The 15,435-nt window shown below is 65.6% G+C and carries 14 protein-coding genes and 2 pseudogenes; 7 read left to right on the plus strand and 9 right to left on the minus strand.

Annotated features, from left to right (window positions below):
• Positions 1-44 precede the first annotated feature (44 nt).
• Together CHINAEXTREME_RS19165 and CHINAEXTREME_RS19170 are read right to left on the minus strand one after the other, a co-directional pair.
• Positions 45-1,493 carry a heme o synthase gene (locus CHINAEXTREME_RS19165; RefSeq protein WP_007140619.1) on the minus strand — a complete coding sequence of 483 codons (1,449 nt, stop codon included), beginning with the start codon at positions 1,491-1,493 and terminating at the stop codon, positions 45-47.
• An 89-nt stretch (positions 1,494-1,582) separates the two neighbouring features.
• Complete coding sequence (locus tag CHINAEXTREME_RS19170; protein WP_007140618.1) at positions 1,583-1,948, minus strand: DUF7111 family protein; 366 nt, start codon at positions 1,946-1,948, stop codon at positions 1,583-1,585.
• A 119-nt stretch (positions 1,949-2,067) separates the two neighbouring features.
• Here CHINAEXTREME_RS19170 and CHINAEXTREME_RS19175 point away from each other — a divergent pair, with 119 nt between their 5' ends.
• The gene (locus CHINAEXTREME_RS19175; RefSeq protein WP_007140617.1) at positions 2,068-3,006 is read left to right on the plus strand and encodes a DUF3267 domain-containing protein; all 939 of its coding nucleotides are present in this window, start codon (positions 2,068-2,070) and stop codon (positions 3,004-3,006) included.
• 49 nt (positions 3,007-3,055) lie between these two features.
• Positions 3,056-3,349 (plus strand): helix-turn-helix transcriptional regulator, encoded by a 294-nt coding sequence (locus CHINAEXTREME_RS19180; protein WP_007140616.1) that lies wholly within the window; start codon positions 3,056-3,058, stop codon positions 3,347-3,349.
• Positions 3,350-3,458: 109 nt separating this feature from the next.
• Here the strand turns inward: CHINAEXTREME_RS19180 and CHINAEXTREME_RS19185 are convergent, their stop codons facing one another.
• Positions 3,459-4,604 carry an acyl-CoA dehydrogenase gene (locus CHINAEXTREME_RS19185; protein WP_007140615.1) on the minus strand — a complete coding sequence of 382 codons (1,146 nt, stop codon included), beginning with the start codon at positions 4,602-4,604 and terminating at the stop codon, positions 3,459-3,461.
• A 240-nt stretch (positions 4,605-4,844) separates the two neighbouring features.
• Here CHINAEXTREME_RS19185 and CHINAEXTREME_RS19190 point away from each other — a divergent pair, with 240 nt between their 5' ends.
• Positions 4,845-5,903 carry a phytoene/squalene synthase family protein gene (locus tag CHINAEXTREME_RS19190; RefSeq protein ID WP_007140614.1) on the plus strand — a complete coding sequence of 353 codons (1,059 nt, stop codon included), beginning with the start codon at positions 4,845-4,847 and terminating at the stop codon, positions 5,901-5,903.
• Positions 5,904-5,910: 7 nt separating this feature from the next.
• Here the strand turns inward: CHINAEXTREME_RS19190 and CHINAEXTREME_RS19195 are convergent.
• From CHINAEXTREME_RS19195 to CHINAEXTREME_RS19210, 4 genes and pseudogenes are all read right to left on the minus strand, one after another.
• A pseudogene (locus CHINAEXTREME_RS19195) lies at positions 5,911-6,692 on the minus strand (sensor histidine kinase); the annotation flags it as partial.
• An 81-nt stretch (positions 6,693-6,773) separates the two neighbouring features.
• Positions 6,774-7,157 (minus strand): annotated as a pseudogene (locus CHINAEXTREME_RS19200) (histidine kinase); the annotation flags it as partial.
• A 19-nt stretch (positions 7,158-7,176) separates the two neighbouring features.
• Positions 7,177-8,403: a hypothetical protein gene (locus CHINAEXTREME_RS19205; protein ID WP_007140611.1), complete on the minus strand. Its 1,227-nt coding sequence runs from the start codon at positions 8,401-8,403 to the stop codon at positions 7,177-7,179.
• Positions 8,404-8,511: 108 nt separating this feature from the next.
• A complete protein-coding gene (locus tag CHINAEXTREME_RS19210) occupies positions 8,512-9,366 on the minus strand; it encodes a 3-hydroxyacyl-CoA dehydrogenase family protein (RefSeq protein ID WP_007140610.1) in 855 nt (284 codons plus the stop codon).
• A gap of 176 nt (positions 9,367-9,542) precedes the next feature.
• Here CHINAEXTREME_RS19210 and CHINAEXTREME_RS19215 point away from each other — a divergent pair, with 176 nt between their 5' ends.
• The 3 genes from CHINAEXTREME_RS19215 to CHINAEXTREME_RS19225 all read left to right on the plus strand — a co-directional run bounded on the left by CHINAEXTREME_RS19215 (position 9,543) and on the right by CHINAEXTREME_RS19225 (position 11,996).
• Positions 9,543-10,142, plus strand: a complete 600-nt coding sequence (locus tag CHINAEXTREME_RS19215; RefSeq protein ID WP_007140609.1) for a hypothetical protein — start codon at positions 9,543-9,545, stop codon at positions 10,140-10,142.
• Between the two features lie 176 nt (positions 10,143-10,318).
• Positions 10,319-11,113, plus strand: a complete 795-nt coding sequence (locus CHINAEXTREME_RS19220) for a class I fructose-bisphosphate aldolase (RefSeq protein WP_007140608.1) — start codon at positions 10,319-10,321, stop codon at positions 11,111-11,113.
• Between the two features lies 1 nt (position 11,114).
• On the plus strand, positions 11,115-11,996 hold the full coding sequence (locus CHINAEXTREME_RS19225) for a class 1 fructose-bisphosphatase (RefSeq protein ID WP_007140607.1): 882 nt from the start codon (positions 11,115-11,117) through the stop codon (positions 11,994-11,996).
• Positions 11,997-12,118: 122 nt separating this feature from the next.
• On the opposite strand, the gene CHINAEXTREME_RS21585 is transcribed toward CHINAEXTREME_RS19225, so the two are convergent.
• A complete protein-coding gene (locus tag CHINAEXTREME_RS21585; RefSeq protein WP_152423883.1) occupies positions 12,119-12,742 on the minus strand; it encodes a hypothetical protein in 624 nt (207 codons plus the stop codon).
• 381 nt (positions 12,743-13,123) lie between these two features.
• On the opposite strand from CHINAEXTREME_RS21585, the gene CHINAEXTREME_RS19230 reads away from it, so the two are divergent.
• A complete protein-coding gene (locus tag CHINAEXTREME_RS19230) occupies positions 13,124-14,497 on the plus strand; it encodes an ADP-dependent glucokinase/phosphofructokinase (protein ID WP_010546697.1) in 1,374 nt (457 codons plus the stop codon).
• A gap of 9 nt (positions 14,498-14,506) precedes the next feature.
• Here CHINAEXTREME_RS19230 and CHINAEXTREME_RS19235 read toward each other — a convergent pair whose 3' ends face one another.
• A complete protein-coding gene (locus CHINAEXTREME_RS19235; protein ID WP_007140605.1) occupies positions 14,507-15,400 on the minus strand; it encodes a universal stress protein in 894 nt (297 codons plus the stop codon).
• Positions 15,401-15,435 lie beyond the last annotated feature (35 nt).

The following is a 15,435-nucleotide window of genomic DNA, read 5'->3' on the forward strand; positions in this document are numbered from 1 at the left end:
TCGAACGGGCTGGATTAACAGTTTTGTTCAACTCGCCGGACAGGTTAGAGCACGAGCGCGTCGACGAGGACGGCGACCAGCACTGCGCCGAGGAAGGCGTTCGAGGCGTGGAACGACCGGAACGCCGCAGACTCGGTCTGTTCGAAGTGAAGCACGACGGCGGTCCAGAGAAACACGGCGCCGAAGATGGCGACCGTCGCCGCGTAGATAGCTCCGAGTTCGGTGATCCAGGCCAGCGCGACCGTCCCCACGAGCGTCGCAGCGAGGTAGTAGACGATGTGTTTGCGAGTTTCGGTTTCGCCGCGCACCACGGGCATCATCGGGAACCCGCCGCGGGCGTAGTCGTCCTTGTACGCCAGGGCGAGGTTGTAGAAGTGCGCCGGGGTCCACAGGAAGATGACGCCGGCAAGCGCCAGTCCCGGCAGACCGATCTCGTTGGTGACGGCCGCCCAGCCGATCAGCGCCGGGAGCGCGCCCGCCAGGCCGCCGATCACGGTGTTTTGGACCGTGTTGGGCTTGAGCAAGAGGGTGTAGACGACGCTGTAAAACAGGATCGCCGCGAGACCCAGCGCTGCCGCGAGCGTGTTGATGGTCAGAAAGACGCCGATCGAGGCGACGGTCAGCAGCCCGCCGAACGCCATCGCGTTGCGGACCGGGATCAGGTCAGTCGCCAGCGGGCGATCCGACGTCCGGGACATCTTCCGGTCGACGTCGCGCTCGAGGACGTGGTTGAACGTTCCGGAGGCGCCGATGGAGAGGACGCCGCCGCCGAGCGTGGCGACGATGGTGTAGACGTCGAGCGCCGGCCCCGCGGCCAGGGCCATGCCGGCGGCCGCGACGAGACAGAGCAGCCACATCAGCCGCGGTTTCATCATCTTGAAATAGGCGAACGCGGTGAGCCTGGCGCGGGCCAGTCCCCCCGAGGGCAGCGTCCGTTTCTCGGCTTCCACGGGTTCGGGGGCGGTGGCGGTGGCGGGGGCGGAAGCTGGTGCCGCGTCGGGCTCGAGATCGATCGCGTCGTCCTCTTCGCCGGTCGCGAGCTCGAGGTCCCAGGCGAGCGCGAGGACGACGCCGCCGAAAATGACGACGCCGAGCCCGAGATGGAGTCCGGGAGCGACGGCGGCGGGACCGAGCGTGGCGGTTGCGGCACCGACGCCCACCTGGACGGCGTAGAGGGCGGCCGAAACCACCAGCGTCGAGCGGACTCGAACGGCGGCGTCGCCCCGGACGGCGACGAACGCCGACGCCGCGACGAGCCCGCCGACCAGGAACGCGGCGATGCGGTGCCCCCAGGCGATCACGAGTTGCGTCTGGCTCAGGGGATCGGTCGGCGCGTGACAGGTCGGCCACGTCGAACACGCCGCGGTCGCGTTCGTGATCGACGTCGTCGCACCGACGATCAACAGCAGGTACACGCCGAGCGCGGTCGCTGCGAGCAGTGCGGAGAAGCGTCGGTGAGTCCCGATCGGACGGGGGAACGACTCTGTTGCCACGGCTATTCTCGTCTGAACCGTTCGACTCCGCGTATTTATGCGTCCCGCTTTTTCCCCCTATCTGGAGGTCGTTTAGGGCAGTACCGCCACTACATCCCCATGTCTTCGGCCGCATCCGGAACCGGGAGTTCGTGCGGCGAGACCCCGAGCAGTTCCGCCGCGTGGTCGAGCGCCATGTCGAACCCGTAGTAGCGCTCGAGTTCGTCGCCCTCGGCTGTCGGGCGGACCTTCAGCATGGCGTAGCCCTCGATGTTCTGGGCGATGGCTGCGCTGGCTGCCGTAGTGGCGCCGGTCTCGGCTCCGGGTCCGGTCCCGGTCCCGGCACGCACAAACTCGAGAACACGCTCCTCGTCGGTTTCCGTATACGTGGCCTCGATGCCGTCGTTTGCTGCGGTTCGGTCGTCACCCGTGTCGGCGTCGTCCGCATCGTCGGCGGGGGAACCGTCTGCCGTCATACGCTCACCTCGGGAATCGAGGACCGGGAATCTATCGGTTCCGGGGAGACAGGTGGGGTTGGGCGCTCGAGGGAAGGAAGACCGATACCGATTTTTCCCCGCCCGCGGGACGGACTGTCGTGAGCCGAACGGAGCCGTCCGGTCGACGCCCGCTCGCCGAGTTCCGTCTCACGCGCGCGGTTGCCGTCCAGTGGCTCGTCACCGCGGTCGTCGGCTTCTTCGCGTTCGCGTACGCGTTCGGCCACGTGCTGGCCGCCGTCCGGGGGGTGGCGCTCGAGCCGATCGTCGTCGATCCCTCGCCGCTCTTTCCGGAACTGTTCGTGCTCGCGCTCGCGCTGGTAGCGCCCGTCGTCGTCCTCCACGAACTGCTTCACGGGCTCTGTATGGCCCGGTATGGGACCGACGGCGGGAGCCGCCCTGCCTTCGGGATCGGGCTCTCCCACTTCGTGTTGCCGTACGCCTACGCCGGGACCGAAGGCACCCGGTTCACCCGCAGAGAGATGCTCGTCGTCCTGCTCGCACCCTTCGCCGGCATCACGGTGATCGGCCTCGGCGCGATGGTCGTCTACCCCTCGCCGGTACTGCTCGTCCCGCTCGCGGCCAACGCCGCCGGCTCGATCGGTGACTTCTGGATGGCCGCGACGCTGTTGCAGTATCCCGCGGACGTTCAGGTGACGGAACTCGGACTCGAGGACGACTCCACTCCCGACCAGCAGGGGTTCGCGATCTACGGTTCACCGGCCGACTCCGGTTCGGATGGAAAACGACGCGTGAGTGTGGCGGTACTCTCGAGAGGTCTCGCGGGCGCGGTCGGGACGCTGGCTGCGATCGTCGGCGTCACGATCGTCGCCGTCTTCGCCTCGCTGGCGTTCGGGTCCGGCACCGTGGCCTTCGGCGATCCGAACGGCTGGTTCCTCTTCTATCACGAACTCCGTGGCGACGGGAGCGCCGTCCTCGAGGTTCGGGCCCCGCTCGTCCTCGCTTGCGCGACGCTGGGCGGGGTCGGCTGGACGGTCGTCGCCGCCGTGCGGGACGGATTCGCCCTCGAGTTCGAGTGACCGCCCGGAAACCGTAACGAACGACGGGTTGCGCGACGGCCCTCTATCTATGACGAAGTGGCTCCAGAGCGGCCGGCGACGGGACGTCTGTTTCCTGCTCGCCGCGGACGGCGAACTGCGCGGACAGCAACTCAAGTCCCGGCTCGAGGCCCACTACGACGAGCGGATCGATCCGAAGTCGTTCTACGGCTCGCTGTCCGCGCTGGTCGATTCGGGGTTCGTCGAGGAGCGAACGGAGGGGATCCACGACGCGTACGCGCTGACCGACGCCGGGCAGCGACGCGTCGAGGACCACTACGAGTGGGTACAGGGCTGTCTCGAGGACGACGCTGGGTCAGAATAGCCGCTTGCGGTCGAAAAAGCGATTCCGATCGGGGGACACAACGCCCCCTCGAGGGTTCGTCACGCCGTTCGGCTCCGCGTAGACCTCACGGAGCCGAACGCGGGGACGATCACTCCTCGAGCAACTGGTCGCCGATCGTGTTCCGGAGCACTTCGCTGGTGCCCTCGTAGATCTCGTTGAGTTTGGCGTCGCGGTAGAACCGCTCCGCCGGGAAGTCCTTCGTGTAGCCGTAGCCGCCGTGGATCTGGATGCCCTCGTTGGCGACCTCGCGGCTGACCTCGCTCGCGTACAGTTTCGCCTGAGCGGCGTCCTTGATGTAGTTCTCGCCGCGGATCTTCTTGTCCGCGGCCTTGTGCATCAACATCTTCGCGGCCTGGATCTTCGTGTCCATGTCCGCGAGCTTGTGTTTGATCGACTGGAACTCGCCGATCGGCTGGCCGAACTGCTCGCGCTCGTTGGCGTAGTCGCGGGCGTTCTCGAAGGCCGCGCGGGCGATGCCGACGCCGCGGGCCGCGATGGTGATGCGGCCGCCGTTCAGGGTCTTCAGTGCCTGGACGAAGCCGTCACCTTCGGCGCCCAGCAGGCGGTCTTCGGGAATCCGAAGGTCGTCGAACCGGAGTTCGGCGGTCGGACACCCCTTGTCGCCGAGTTTCTCCTCCGTGTTCTCGACGATGAACCCGTCGTCCTCCTCGGGCCGGACGACGAACGAGGAGATACCCTTGTTCCCGGCTTCGGGGTCGGTCTTGGCGAACACCGTGACCGTGTCGGCGACCGAGCCGTTCGAGATCCAGAGCTTGCTGCCCTCGAGGACGTACTCGTCGCCGTCCTTCTCGGCAGTCGTTTCCATGGCAGGAACGTCGCTGCCCGCGCCGGCCTCCGACAGGGCGAACGCGCCGACGTCGCGGCCCTCGGCCAGCGGCGTGAGGTACTCCTCCTTCTGGGACTCATCGCCGAACTCGTAGAGCATGTTGCCCGCGAGCGAGGTGTGGGCGGCGACGATCGTTCCCAGGCCGCCCGATCCGCGCGAGATTTCTTCGAGGCCGATCGCGTAGGAGTGGTAGTCGAGGCCGGCGCCGCCGTACTCCTCCGGGAAGGGCATTCCCATCAGGCCGAGTTCGCCCATCTCGTCGACGAGATCCTGGGGGAACTCGTCCTCGTGGTCGATCTCGTCGGCGACGGGGACGACCTCCTCGTCGACGAATTCCGCTACCATATCCCGGATCTGGCGCTGCTCTGCCGAGAGTGCGAAGTCCATGTGGGACGTATCGTGGGGTCGTCCCTTCATTGTTGGTACACTCGAGTCGCGTTCACTCCGGTGGACACGATCGATATCGTCGGAACGGCCGCTTGCACGCCGGGAACACCGTCGAACGCCCGCCCGGAGCCGACGAGGACGACGGACGGAAACGGCGATCGGTCAGGCCCGCACGTGGCGACCGTATTCCGCCGGGACCGCGGCGTTTTTCCGGGAAGGGCTCAAAATAGTCTCGAGTAGATGACCTCCGGCCAGCCCGAATACGGAATCCACGCCGACCTGGAGTGGTGTTTCGACGCGGTTCACGGCGTTTCGCGGACCTTCTCGATTACTATCGATCGGCTCGAGGAGCCGATGGCGAGACACATCTGCGTCGGCTACCTCTTATGTCGAGTCGCAGATACGATCGAGGACGCGGGCCACATCCCGCCGGAGACCCAGACCGAGTTGCTCCAGGAGTACGATCGGCTGCTCGATCCCGAGACAGACACCGACCGAACGGTCGCGACGTTCATGGAGAAAGTCGAACCCTGGCTCCCCGCCCCCGAGGAGCGCGACCAGGACTGGGAAGTCGTCGCTCGGACACCACGCGTGCTGGGGACCTTCGAGTCCCTGGACGAGGAGCCCCGGGAGATCATGCGCGATCCGGTCCGCGAACTCGTCGACGGGATGGCGATGTTTACCGATCGCTACGCCGACGAGGGCGGACTCCGCCTGCAGACGCTCGAGGAACTCGAGGAGTACTGCTGGTACGCTGCGGGTACGGTCGGGACGCTGATCACGGGCCTGGTCGCTCGCGGCGCCTCCGAAGAGCGAGCCGAAGAGATGCGGGACAACGCCCGCTCGTTCGCCCTGCTCTTGCAACTGGTCAACATCGCCAAGGACGTAGAAAACGACTACCACGAGGAGAACAACGTCTACCTTCCCGCCGAGTGGCTCGCGGACGAGGAGGTGCCGGCCGAGGCGGTCACCGACGCGGAGAACCACGGCGCCGTCACGAACGTCATCCGACGGGTCACCAGTCGCGCCGAGACGTACGTCGACGACGCTCACCGCTACCTCGAGGTCGTCCCGGAGAAACACGGCAATCGGCTGTCGGCCTGGGCGATCCCGTACCTGCTCGCGGTCGGGACGATGCGGGAACTCCGCGAACGGCCGGAAGACGTCGTCCGCGAGGGCGACGTGAAGGTGCCACGCGCGGAAGTCTACGCGCTGATCCAGCAGTTCGAGGACGACATCTCCCGCTCCCGACTCGAGGAACTCCGTCAGGAGATGGCGGAGAAGCCGCTGCACCACTGATCTCTCGTCAGCTACAGCGGATCGATCGAACTCGAGGGGCCGTGAGTCCGGCTACGCCGGGCCGCGTTCGCCGGCTCCGGCGGCCACTTCGGTGGTCGCCGCGGGCAACCGAAAACGTCGCCCCTTCTCCCGGTTCCGAGTCGACCCGGATCTCGCCGCCGTGACGTTCGACGATCCGCTTGCACAGCGCCAGTCCGATCCCCGTTCCCGGATGCTCCTCGTGACTGTGCAGTCGCTGGAACACCTCGAAGATTCGCTCCTGTTCTTCGGGGCCGATTCCGACGCCCTCGTCGCTGACCGAGACGATCCACTCCTCGCCGTCCCGGTCGGCGACGACTTCGATCCGGGGCGGCTCGTCCCCGCTGTAGTCGATCGCGTTCGAGAGCAGGTTCTGGAACAGCTGTCGCAACTGGCTCGGGTCCCCTTCGACGCGGGGTAACTCGCCGACCTCGAGATCGGTGTCCGTCTCCTCGATCCTGAGCTCGAGGTCCTTCCGAACGTCCTCGAGGACGGCGTTCAGGTCGACCGGCTCGAGCGGCTCCCCGCGGGTCTCGACCCGCGAGTACGCCAGCAGGCCGTCGATCATCGCCCGCATCCGCTCGGCGCCGTCGACCGCGTACTCGAGGAACTCCTCGCCGTCCGCGTCCAGATCGTCGCCGCACCGCCGCTCGAGCAACTGCAGGTAGCTCGTCACCATCCGCAACGGCTCCTGCAGGTCGTGGGAAGCCGCGTACGCGAACTGCTCTAACCGCTCTTCGCCTCCTCGAGTTGCGCTCGCGTCCGCTCGAGCAGTTCGTTCTGTCGCTCGAGGCGTCTGGCGTGAGTCTTTGCCCGGGCGGCGTAGAGCCCGACGCCGAACCCGGCGACGGCGCTGAAGCCGGTGAGTATCGGCAGCGACCGTGCGGGCTCCGAGAGGCCGGTATCCGGCTGGGCGTGGTACAGCGCGAGGATCGCGACCATTACCCCGATACCGACGAGACACCAGGTCGAAATGACGGGATAGAACAGCGGATCGATGTCCGTCCGGGGAAGCCGGTAGCCGCCGACGAAGATAACGGCCCCGGAGCCGCCGATGAACGCGAACACGACGAGGACCGCAACGAGCGAAGCGTCGTGGGACGTCGGGACGACAGCAGTCGCGACTGCGAGGAGGAGATACCACGCACCGATCGCCACGACCATCGGCCGACCTGCGGCTCTGGATCCCAGCCGGTTCGATGATCCCATCATTTCCACTGTATCCTGAACGATCATAACCGTTCGGTGTGTGATCTCAACCCACCAGATCGGTCGCGAGGGCGCGACCGGTCAACGACAGTCGATAGCCGACGAGGCCGGCGACGACGGCCCAGGGAACGAAAAAGGCGCCCCCCGCGAGCGGTCCGAGACCGAGCACGTAGTAGGGCGCAAACGCCGTCGTCGCAGCGATCGGTGCCGCCGTCGCGAGCAATCCGATCCATCGGCCGCCGCCCCGCTCGAGGGCGTACCCGAACGGAAGGAACAGTCCCACAGCCAGCCCGAACGTACCGGTCAGGACGCCGAGCCCGGGACCGACGGTCAGCCAACAGCCGACCGCGACGACTCCGCTCGCGACGACGACGAGGGCGAACAGCGTCCGTCCCGTCGGTTCCAGACCGACTGCGCCGGTGGCGCGCTCGAGCACGGCCCGCTCGAGGCCGCCGGCCACTCCCCGGTGCCGGCCGCCAAACCGCCCGGCAGCGAGGACCGCGAGCCCGACAACGGCGACCGGCGCGACGCTTGCGCGGACACCGTGATCGATCAGTTCCGGGCCGAAGACCGCGGCCGCCGAGCCCCAGGAGGCGACGGTTCCGTCGACGCCCGTCGGTCCGTAGGTGAGATAGGTACGCTTCGTAACCTCGGAATCGGGCGTCCACGTCGCCGAACGGCCTTCGACGGCGGCGTTCGTCGGGTCGTTCGTCACCACCATTCCCTCGGGTGCGTGTATCGTGACGCGATCAGCGCGCAAACCGTAGCGATACTGCGTGTCGGCGGCGTAGAAGTAGTCGACCACCCAGCCGTCGCCGACCCGGGACTGTGCGACGTCTGGGACGTCGTAGCCGACGCGAACCCGTCCGTCCTCGACCGACGCCTCGAGATCGGTCGCCTCGTCCGCGGCGACGTCGTAGCGGTACCAGGCCGCCTCGACGGCGGACTCGAGCGCGTCGGGATCGGTCCGGTAGGTCACTGCGGCGTCGTCGGCGACCGGGACGCGGGCGATAAAGCGGGCGTTGCCGCGCTCGTCGAGGTGGATATCCAGCGTCCCGGATCCGGTCGCGCCGTCGATCCCGTCGGAGCCACAGACCCCACAGACCGACAGCGGGGGGTGGCCGGCCGTCACAGGGCCGACCCCGGCGACGGCGAGGACGGTAACGGCCGCGAGGGCGGCGACGAGGACGACCGCGAGGCCCGTGAAGAGCCGCGTTGGTGGGGACGACCCGCTGACTGTCGATCGGTCTCGAGGGGAGGGCGGAGGGGACACGTCTCGACCGTCCGCTCGAGCGAAAATAAAAGTATCCCAACACGTCCTGGCTGTCCCGAGGCTGTGGCTCGAAGCGGACGCGGCGGGACTGCGGCGGCGGGACTCGTACTACTCGTACTCGTAGAAGCCCTTCCCGGTCTTCTTCCCGAGATCCCCCGCCTCGACCTTCCGTTTGAGGAGGTAGGCCGGCTTGTACCGGTCGCCCAGTTCCTCGTGGAGCGTCTCGGAGGCGTGCAGGCAGACGTCGAGACCGATGTGGTCGGCCAGCGTCAGCGGCCCCATCGGGACGTTCGTGCCGAGTTCCATCCCCGCGTCGATATCCTCCTTCGAGGCGACGCCCTCGTCGTAGGCCCGGATGCCCTCGTTGATCCAGGGCATGAGAATGCGGTTGGTAACGAACCCGGGCTTGTCGTCGGACTCCCAGGTCGTCTTCCCGAGGTCCTCGGCGAGGTCGTGGGCCAGATCGGTGACCTCGTCGGTCGTCTTCTCCCCGACGACGACCTCGACACCCTCCATGATCGGAACCGGGTTCATGAAGTGAAGGCCGATCACGCGCTCGGGGTGTTCGAGGTCGGAAGCGATCGAGGTGATCGAGAGCGTACTCGTGTTCGTCGCGAGGACGACGTCCTCGTCACAGACCCGCTCGAGGTCGGCGAAGACGTCCTGTTTGACCTCGAGATCCTCGAGGGCGGCCTCGACCACGAGGTCGCGGTCGTCGAACGTCTCGATGTTGGTCGTTCCCTCGATGCGACCGCGGATCGTCTCGGGATCCTCTTCGAGGTCACCCCGGGAGTCCAGCCGCTCGAGGCTGTCCTCGATCGTCTCGAAGCCGTTGTCGACGAACTCCTGCTCGATGTCCCGCATCACGACGTCGTAGCCGTGGGTCGCCGCGACCTGGGCGATGCCGCTTCCCATCGTCCCTGCACCGACGACGCCGATCCGTTCGATCCGATCGCGAACCATGCGCGGTGGTTCATCCGACGGTTCCGTAAGTGTGCCGGTCGAGGCCGCCGGTTCCGGGTCCTGAGCAGGCGGACCGGGGGGACGTCCGGTCGGGCCGCCCACTCCGGAGGCCACGCGGAATTCAGTTCAGCCGACAATAAAATTCAAGACTCGACAGTGTGAGATACGGGTAACTGGTGGATCGCGTGAGCAAGGAATACGTCGTCGAATCGGTCGGCTCCGAGGGCGGGGCCGAGGCGGACCCACAGGGGACGTCACTCGAGCCCGACGAGCGGGCCGCCCTCGAGGAGGCCGACCTCGATCCCGACGCAGTTCGCGAGAAGCACCACTCCTACCGGTCGCTGCTGGAGGCCGGCCTCGAGGAGTCGGTCGCGGACGCGCTGCGCAGGCGGTTCTCCCTGCCGTGGTCGTTCGTCAGCGACGCCGACGGGGACGGCGACCTCGACCGTCGCTCGAGCGAGGTTCGCGGCCTCGGCAAGGCCGAACGGGAGTGGATCGCCGTCAGCGACGACGAGGACTGGCAGTCCTTCGAGTACGAGGCCGAGTTCGACACCGTCGGCCGGGAGCGACCCGACGAGCGGCCGTACCCGAAGCCGACGCCGGTGACGGCGGTGACGGGCGTCGGTCCGGACGACGCCGACGCGCTGGCCGAGGGTGGGATCGTCTCCGCGGAGCGGTTGGCGACGGTCCACGCGAGCGAGGTGGCGGACGCGCTCGATCTGGACGTATTGCACGTCCGCGCGTGGCGACACAACGCCCGGGAATTGATCGACTGATCGCCCGACCCGGTGCGAACGGATCCGTTTCTCGAATCGCCCCTCGAGAACGCCGTTCCTACTGCGGGTAGGGGCCGTTCCGTCCCCCGATTTCGCCCACTATTACTACAGAAGTACGTAATTTCGATAATCCGGACCACCAGAGATATATACTGGACTGTCGGACACTCTACCAGATGCTCCCGATCGACGACTCCCCGATCGTCCGCGACGGCAAATCACTGATTCTCGCGATGGACCACGGACTCGAGCACGGACCGACCGACTTCGAGGAGGTTCCCGAAAAACTGGACCCCTCGACGGTGTTCGACACGGCGACCCACGACGCCGTCACCGCGATGGCGGTCCAGAAGGGGATCGCCGAGGGGTACTATCCGAGCTACGGGGACGACGTCAACCTGCTGGCGAAGGTAAACGGCACCTCGAACCTCTGGATGGGCGAGTACGACTCGGCCGTCAACTGGTCGGTCGATTACGCCGCCGAAATCGGGGCCGACGCCGTCGGCTTCACCCTCTACGGTGGCTCGAACCACGAGGTCGAGATGGCCGAGGAGTTCCGCGACGTCCAGGAGGCGGCCCGCGAACACGACCTGCCGGTCGTCATGTGGTCGTACCCGCGCGGCCAGGGGCTGAAAAACGACACCAAGCCGGAGGTCATCTCCTACGCGACCCGTCTGGGGCTCGAGTTGGGCGCCGACATCGCGAAGGTCAAATATCCCGGCAGCCCCGACGCGATGGAACACGCCTGCAAGTCCGCGGGCGACATGAAAGTCGTGATGAGTGGCGGCTCCAAGACCTCCGATTACGAGTTCCTCTCGACCGTCGAGGCCGCCATCAGCGCCGGCGCGAAGGGACTCGCCGTCGGCCGCAACGTCTGGCAGCGCGAGGACCCCACCCGGATCCTCGACGCCCTCGAGAAGGTCATCTTCGAAGAGGAGACGGCCGACGCCGCGCTCGAGGCCACGGAGTAGGATGAACGCTACCGATCCCGAACCTGACCCCGGTCTCGATCCCGTCGAGAACGTCGTCGCCACGATCGCCCGATCGGCGGCCGAGATCCGGCAGGGACTGGTCGGTCGCAGAGGAAAAGCCGGGGCGGAGAACCCCAGCGGCGAGACCCAGGTCGAGGCCGACGTCTGGGCCGACGAACTGCTCGCCGACCGGCTGACGTCGATCGACGGCGTCGCCCAGTACGCGAGCGAGGAGCGGTCCGAGATCATCGACGGCGGCGACGACCGGGTCTCCGTCGCCGTCGATCCGCTCGACGGTTCGTCGAACCTGAAGTCGAACAACACGATGGGAACGGTGTTCGGCATCTACGACGAACCGCTCCCGGCGCCCGGGTCCGCGCTGGTCGCGTCCGGCTGGATCCTCTACGGGCCGATCACGACGATGGCGTACGCCCGCGACGGGTCGGTCACGAAGTACGAACTCACCGGCGGCGAGCGAACCGTCGTCGAAGAGGACGTCACCCTGCCCGACGATCCGCTCGTCTACGGCTTCGGCGGCCGGGTACCCCACTGGCACGACGAGTTCCGGGAGTTCGTCCGGGAGATCGAGTCGAACCCCGACCACAAACTCCGGTACGGTGGGGCGATGATCGGCGACGTCAACCAGGTGCTGACCTACGGCGGGATCTTCGCGTATCCCGCCCTCGAGGGCAGCCCTCGCGGGAAACTCCGCCTGCAGTTCGAGGGGAACCCGATCGCGTACCTCATCGAGGCGGCCGGCGGTCGCTCCTCCGACGGTAGCACGTCGATACTCGAGATCGAACCCGACGACCTCCACGACAGGGTGCCGCTGCACGTCGGCAACGCCGAGTTCATCGACCGGCTCGAGGACGCGCTCGAGTAGCGGCGGGCGCGGTACAACCTGTGAGGTCACGTTTTCTCGGTGGAAGACGCTGTCGGAATCACTTCAAGAAACAACAGCCTGGGCATACTACCCATATTAGCTTAAACGTCTAAATTTTACTATTATTCAATGTCTCCATATATTAATGAATAAGATATATCTACGCGGCATTCATCACTAACTAAAGTATTTGTTTCTGAAAATTTTATAGTATTTCCAATTTCAGCAATTCGCTCATCCACACTTAGATCATCAACAGGATATATAGACTGGAAAAGAAAGTTCCTCGGAGTTGTATGGGCTTGTGTTAAATGAACGTTCCACTCGGCTTTATAAGATGCAGATGAGTTTCTAACAGTAGCCAAGCGATCCTCTCTCGAGCTCGGGACTAAGTTTGAATCCCACCCAAATAGCTCCTCGTCAAAATGGGACCAGTCATGTGTTTCACGGAAGTTTGTGAGCTTCCATTCCTGACCATTTGTCAAAACACGGTAATTTCCTATAGCTATAATATTTTCAGATTTTAGATTATCGTATGCTGCTACTGAGCCTTGAATTGAACCTGCACGGCTCTCTGAGTCTATCTTTCGTCTCGAAGCCAGATTTTCTTCAGGTGGAATAGAAAAAGATGGATCATCACTGAACGCTGCATCCGAACCCTCGGGTTCAGAATTACTAACACATCCAGCAAAAGAGAGACTAATAAAAGACCCTCCTGAAGCAAGTAGCTGACGCCGGAACACCATATGAGATCAAATCATTCTCGTAAGTAATAATTTTTGGTCGGTAGTTAAGATAGATATTTACTAATTCGCCCTATCAATACAGGGTAAAGCGCCGCGTTGAACGGCGGCATGGCCGACGAACACCTTTCTGGGTAACAGTCGAGGACGACTGAACCCCATTTTCGATATTACTCGAGACCGTCGTCCCTCCATTTGCCTTCGGTCGCCCTCCCCCGACGGCCTCCGTATCGTCGCCGCTCAACTCCTCTAGCCACCGGACGAACGTCTCCCGTGACATGGGTCTGTCGCTCGGAGTACGCGGACGACAACGAGTTCGCAGGGGGCAACGAACGACGCGGGTACCCCAGGATTATCCCGCTGCGTCTGGGAGGGAGCCGTGCCATGCAGGACGCCCACGCCAGACTGGAAGCGGACGTCGCCGCACTCGAGGACCTCCCGGTATTCGTCGCCTACAACGCCAACGTCGACGCGATCGTTCGGGTCGACGAGGAACTGGAATCGTTCCTCGAGCGACCCCCGGATCCCGGATCCGAACTGCCGTCGGGCCCCCTCGAGTCGAAACGCGAACTCGCGGCGGCGATCGCACACACGATGGCTGCCGGCCGGGGGGACGAGATCGCGATGACCGACGAGTTCGCGACCGTGCTCGAGTCGGAGCTAGAACCCGACAGCCAGCAGATGGGTGGCCAGGCGGGGATCATGACCAACCTGCTTACCGCTCTGAACACCGCGCCGATCACGTACACGTACCTGCTCTCCGAGCGCCAACTCTCGATGTTCGAACACCCCGATGAGGTGCGGTACCCGGCCGTCGAAGACGGTCAGGTGCGCTACGTCCCCCTGCTCGAGGCCGTCGACACGGATCGGACGAAGATCAACTGGGTGTTCGAGTTCAGGAAGGGAGACGAGTTCTTCGGCGCGACTGCGACGGAGGACACCCGGTTCATCGCCGCCTCGAGGCCGCCGGAGTTCGACCTGACTGCCGGCGACCTCGACGAGGCGATCGGCCAGGTCGGCGCGGACGTCGACGGCGCCCTCCTCGCGGGGTATCACAACCTCACGCCCGACCACGTCGAGGACGGGTACGAAGAGACCCACCGCCACGCACGCGAGGTCCTCCGCCGACTCCGCTCGGGGAGCGACGTCGACGTCCACGTCGAGTACGCCGTCACCCACGACGACGACCTCAGGCACAGCATGTACGAGTTGATCCTGCCGGAGGCGAACGTCGTCGGCGCGGACACACACGAGTTGGCGATGCTCCACGAGGACGCAGGGCTGGACGTGGTGACGGATCCGCCGTCGGAGGCGACGCCGTTCGAACCGGCGGAGATCCTCGATCACTACCGGATGCTCGAGGCGGCACGCGAGGACCTCGACGTCGACTGTCTCCAGTTGCACGCGATGGAGTATCACCTCGCCGTGATGGAGTCGTACCACTCGCCGGAGGCGCTTCGGCGAGGGCTCGAGTTCGCCGCCGTCAACGCCGCGACGAAGGCGGCGCTGGGGCACATCTCGGAACCCGGGGACCTCGAGACGGGGCTGGCGTACGAGCCTTCGGAGATGGGACGGAAAGCGATCGAACTGCTGGCGGATCAGCTGGGCGAGACGGCCGAGGAAGGCGTCCTCGAGACTTCGACGGTGGCTGCCTGTCCGAATCGCGTCGTCGACGAGCCGGCGGGGACGGTCGGCATCGGCGACATCGTCTCGTCCTCGAGTTTCGTTCTGGAACTCGCCGTGGCCAGCGATCGGTAGCCGACGGCGTCACGGCGAGTCGGCGCTCACCGGGACGCAGAAGACCGGTACCTCGGCCTGCCGAACCACGTTTTCGGTGACGCTTCCGAGGAACCACTGGCCGATCCCAGTCCGGCCGTGCGTGCCCATGACGATCAGGTCGACGTCGTTCTCGGTCGCATATCCCGGGATCTCGGCTACCGGGGAGCCTTTCGCGATCGCTCCCGAGACACTCACGCCGGCGTCCTCGCCGTACTCCCGGACCGCATCGATCGCCTCCTCGCCCCGATCCTCGAGGGCCTCGAGCAGGTCGTCGAACTCCTCGACATCGGCGAAGGAATCCGTATCGATCGAATAGAGCGTGTGCACGGACGACTCGAGGCGACTCGCGAGTGCGATCCCCCACTCGGTCGCGATCGCCGCCCCGTCGCTGCCGTCCGTCGGCAGGAGGAATCGGTCGAACGCGACGTCGACCGCATCGAGTTCGACGGCCTTCGACGGGACGGCGAGGACCGGCGTTCGTGCCGTTCGGAGGACGTTCTCGGCCACGCTCCCGAGGAGCACCCTGTCGAGCCCCGTTCGGCCTTTCGTTCCCATCGCAATGACGTCGATGTCGCGCCGGTTGGCGTACTCCCTGATCGACTGGAACGGCGTCCCCTCCCTGACCCGGGTCGTGACCTCGAGGTCCTCGTCGTACTCCCCGGCGAGCCGTGCGATCTCCTCGACCGCCTCCTCGGCTTCCTCCGTAAACGGCGCGGACTCGAACTCCTCGGCGTCCACCGCGGGGGTTCGGGACTCGACGACCGACAGAACGTGAACGTCCGCTTCGGTCCGGGACGCGAGGGCGATCCCGCGTGTGGCCCCTGCGAGTGCCCCGTCGCTGCCGTCGGTCGGTATCAGTATCGAATCGATGAGCCGGCTCATGGGAGCGTCCTGGGTCCCTTCACCGCCGCGGCGGA

Origin of the sequence: Halobiforma lacisalsi AJ5, assembly GCF_000226975.2 — an archaeon.
GTDB classification, from domain to species: Archaea; Halobacteriota; Halobacteria; order Halobacteriales; family Natrialbaceae; genus Natronobacterium; species Natronobacterium lacisalsi.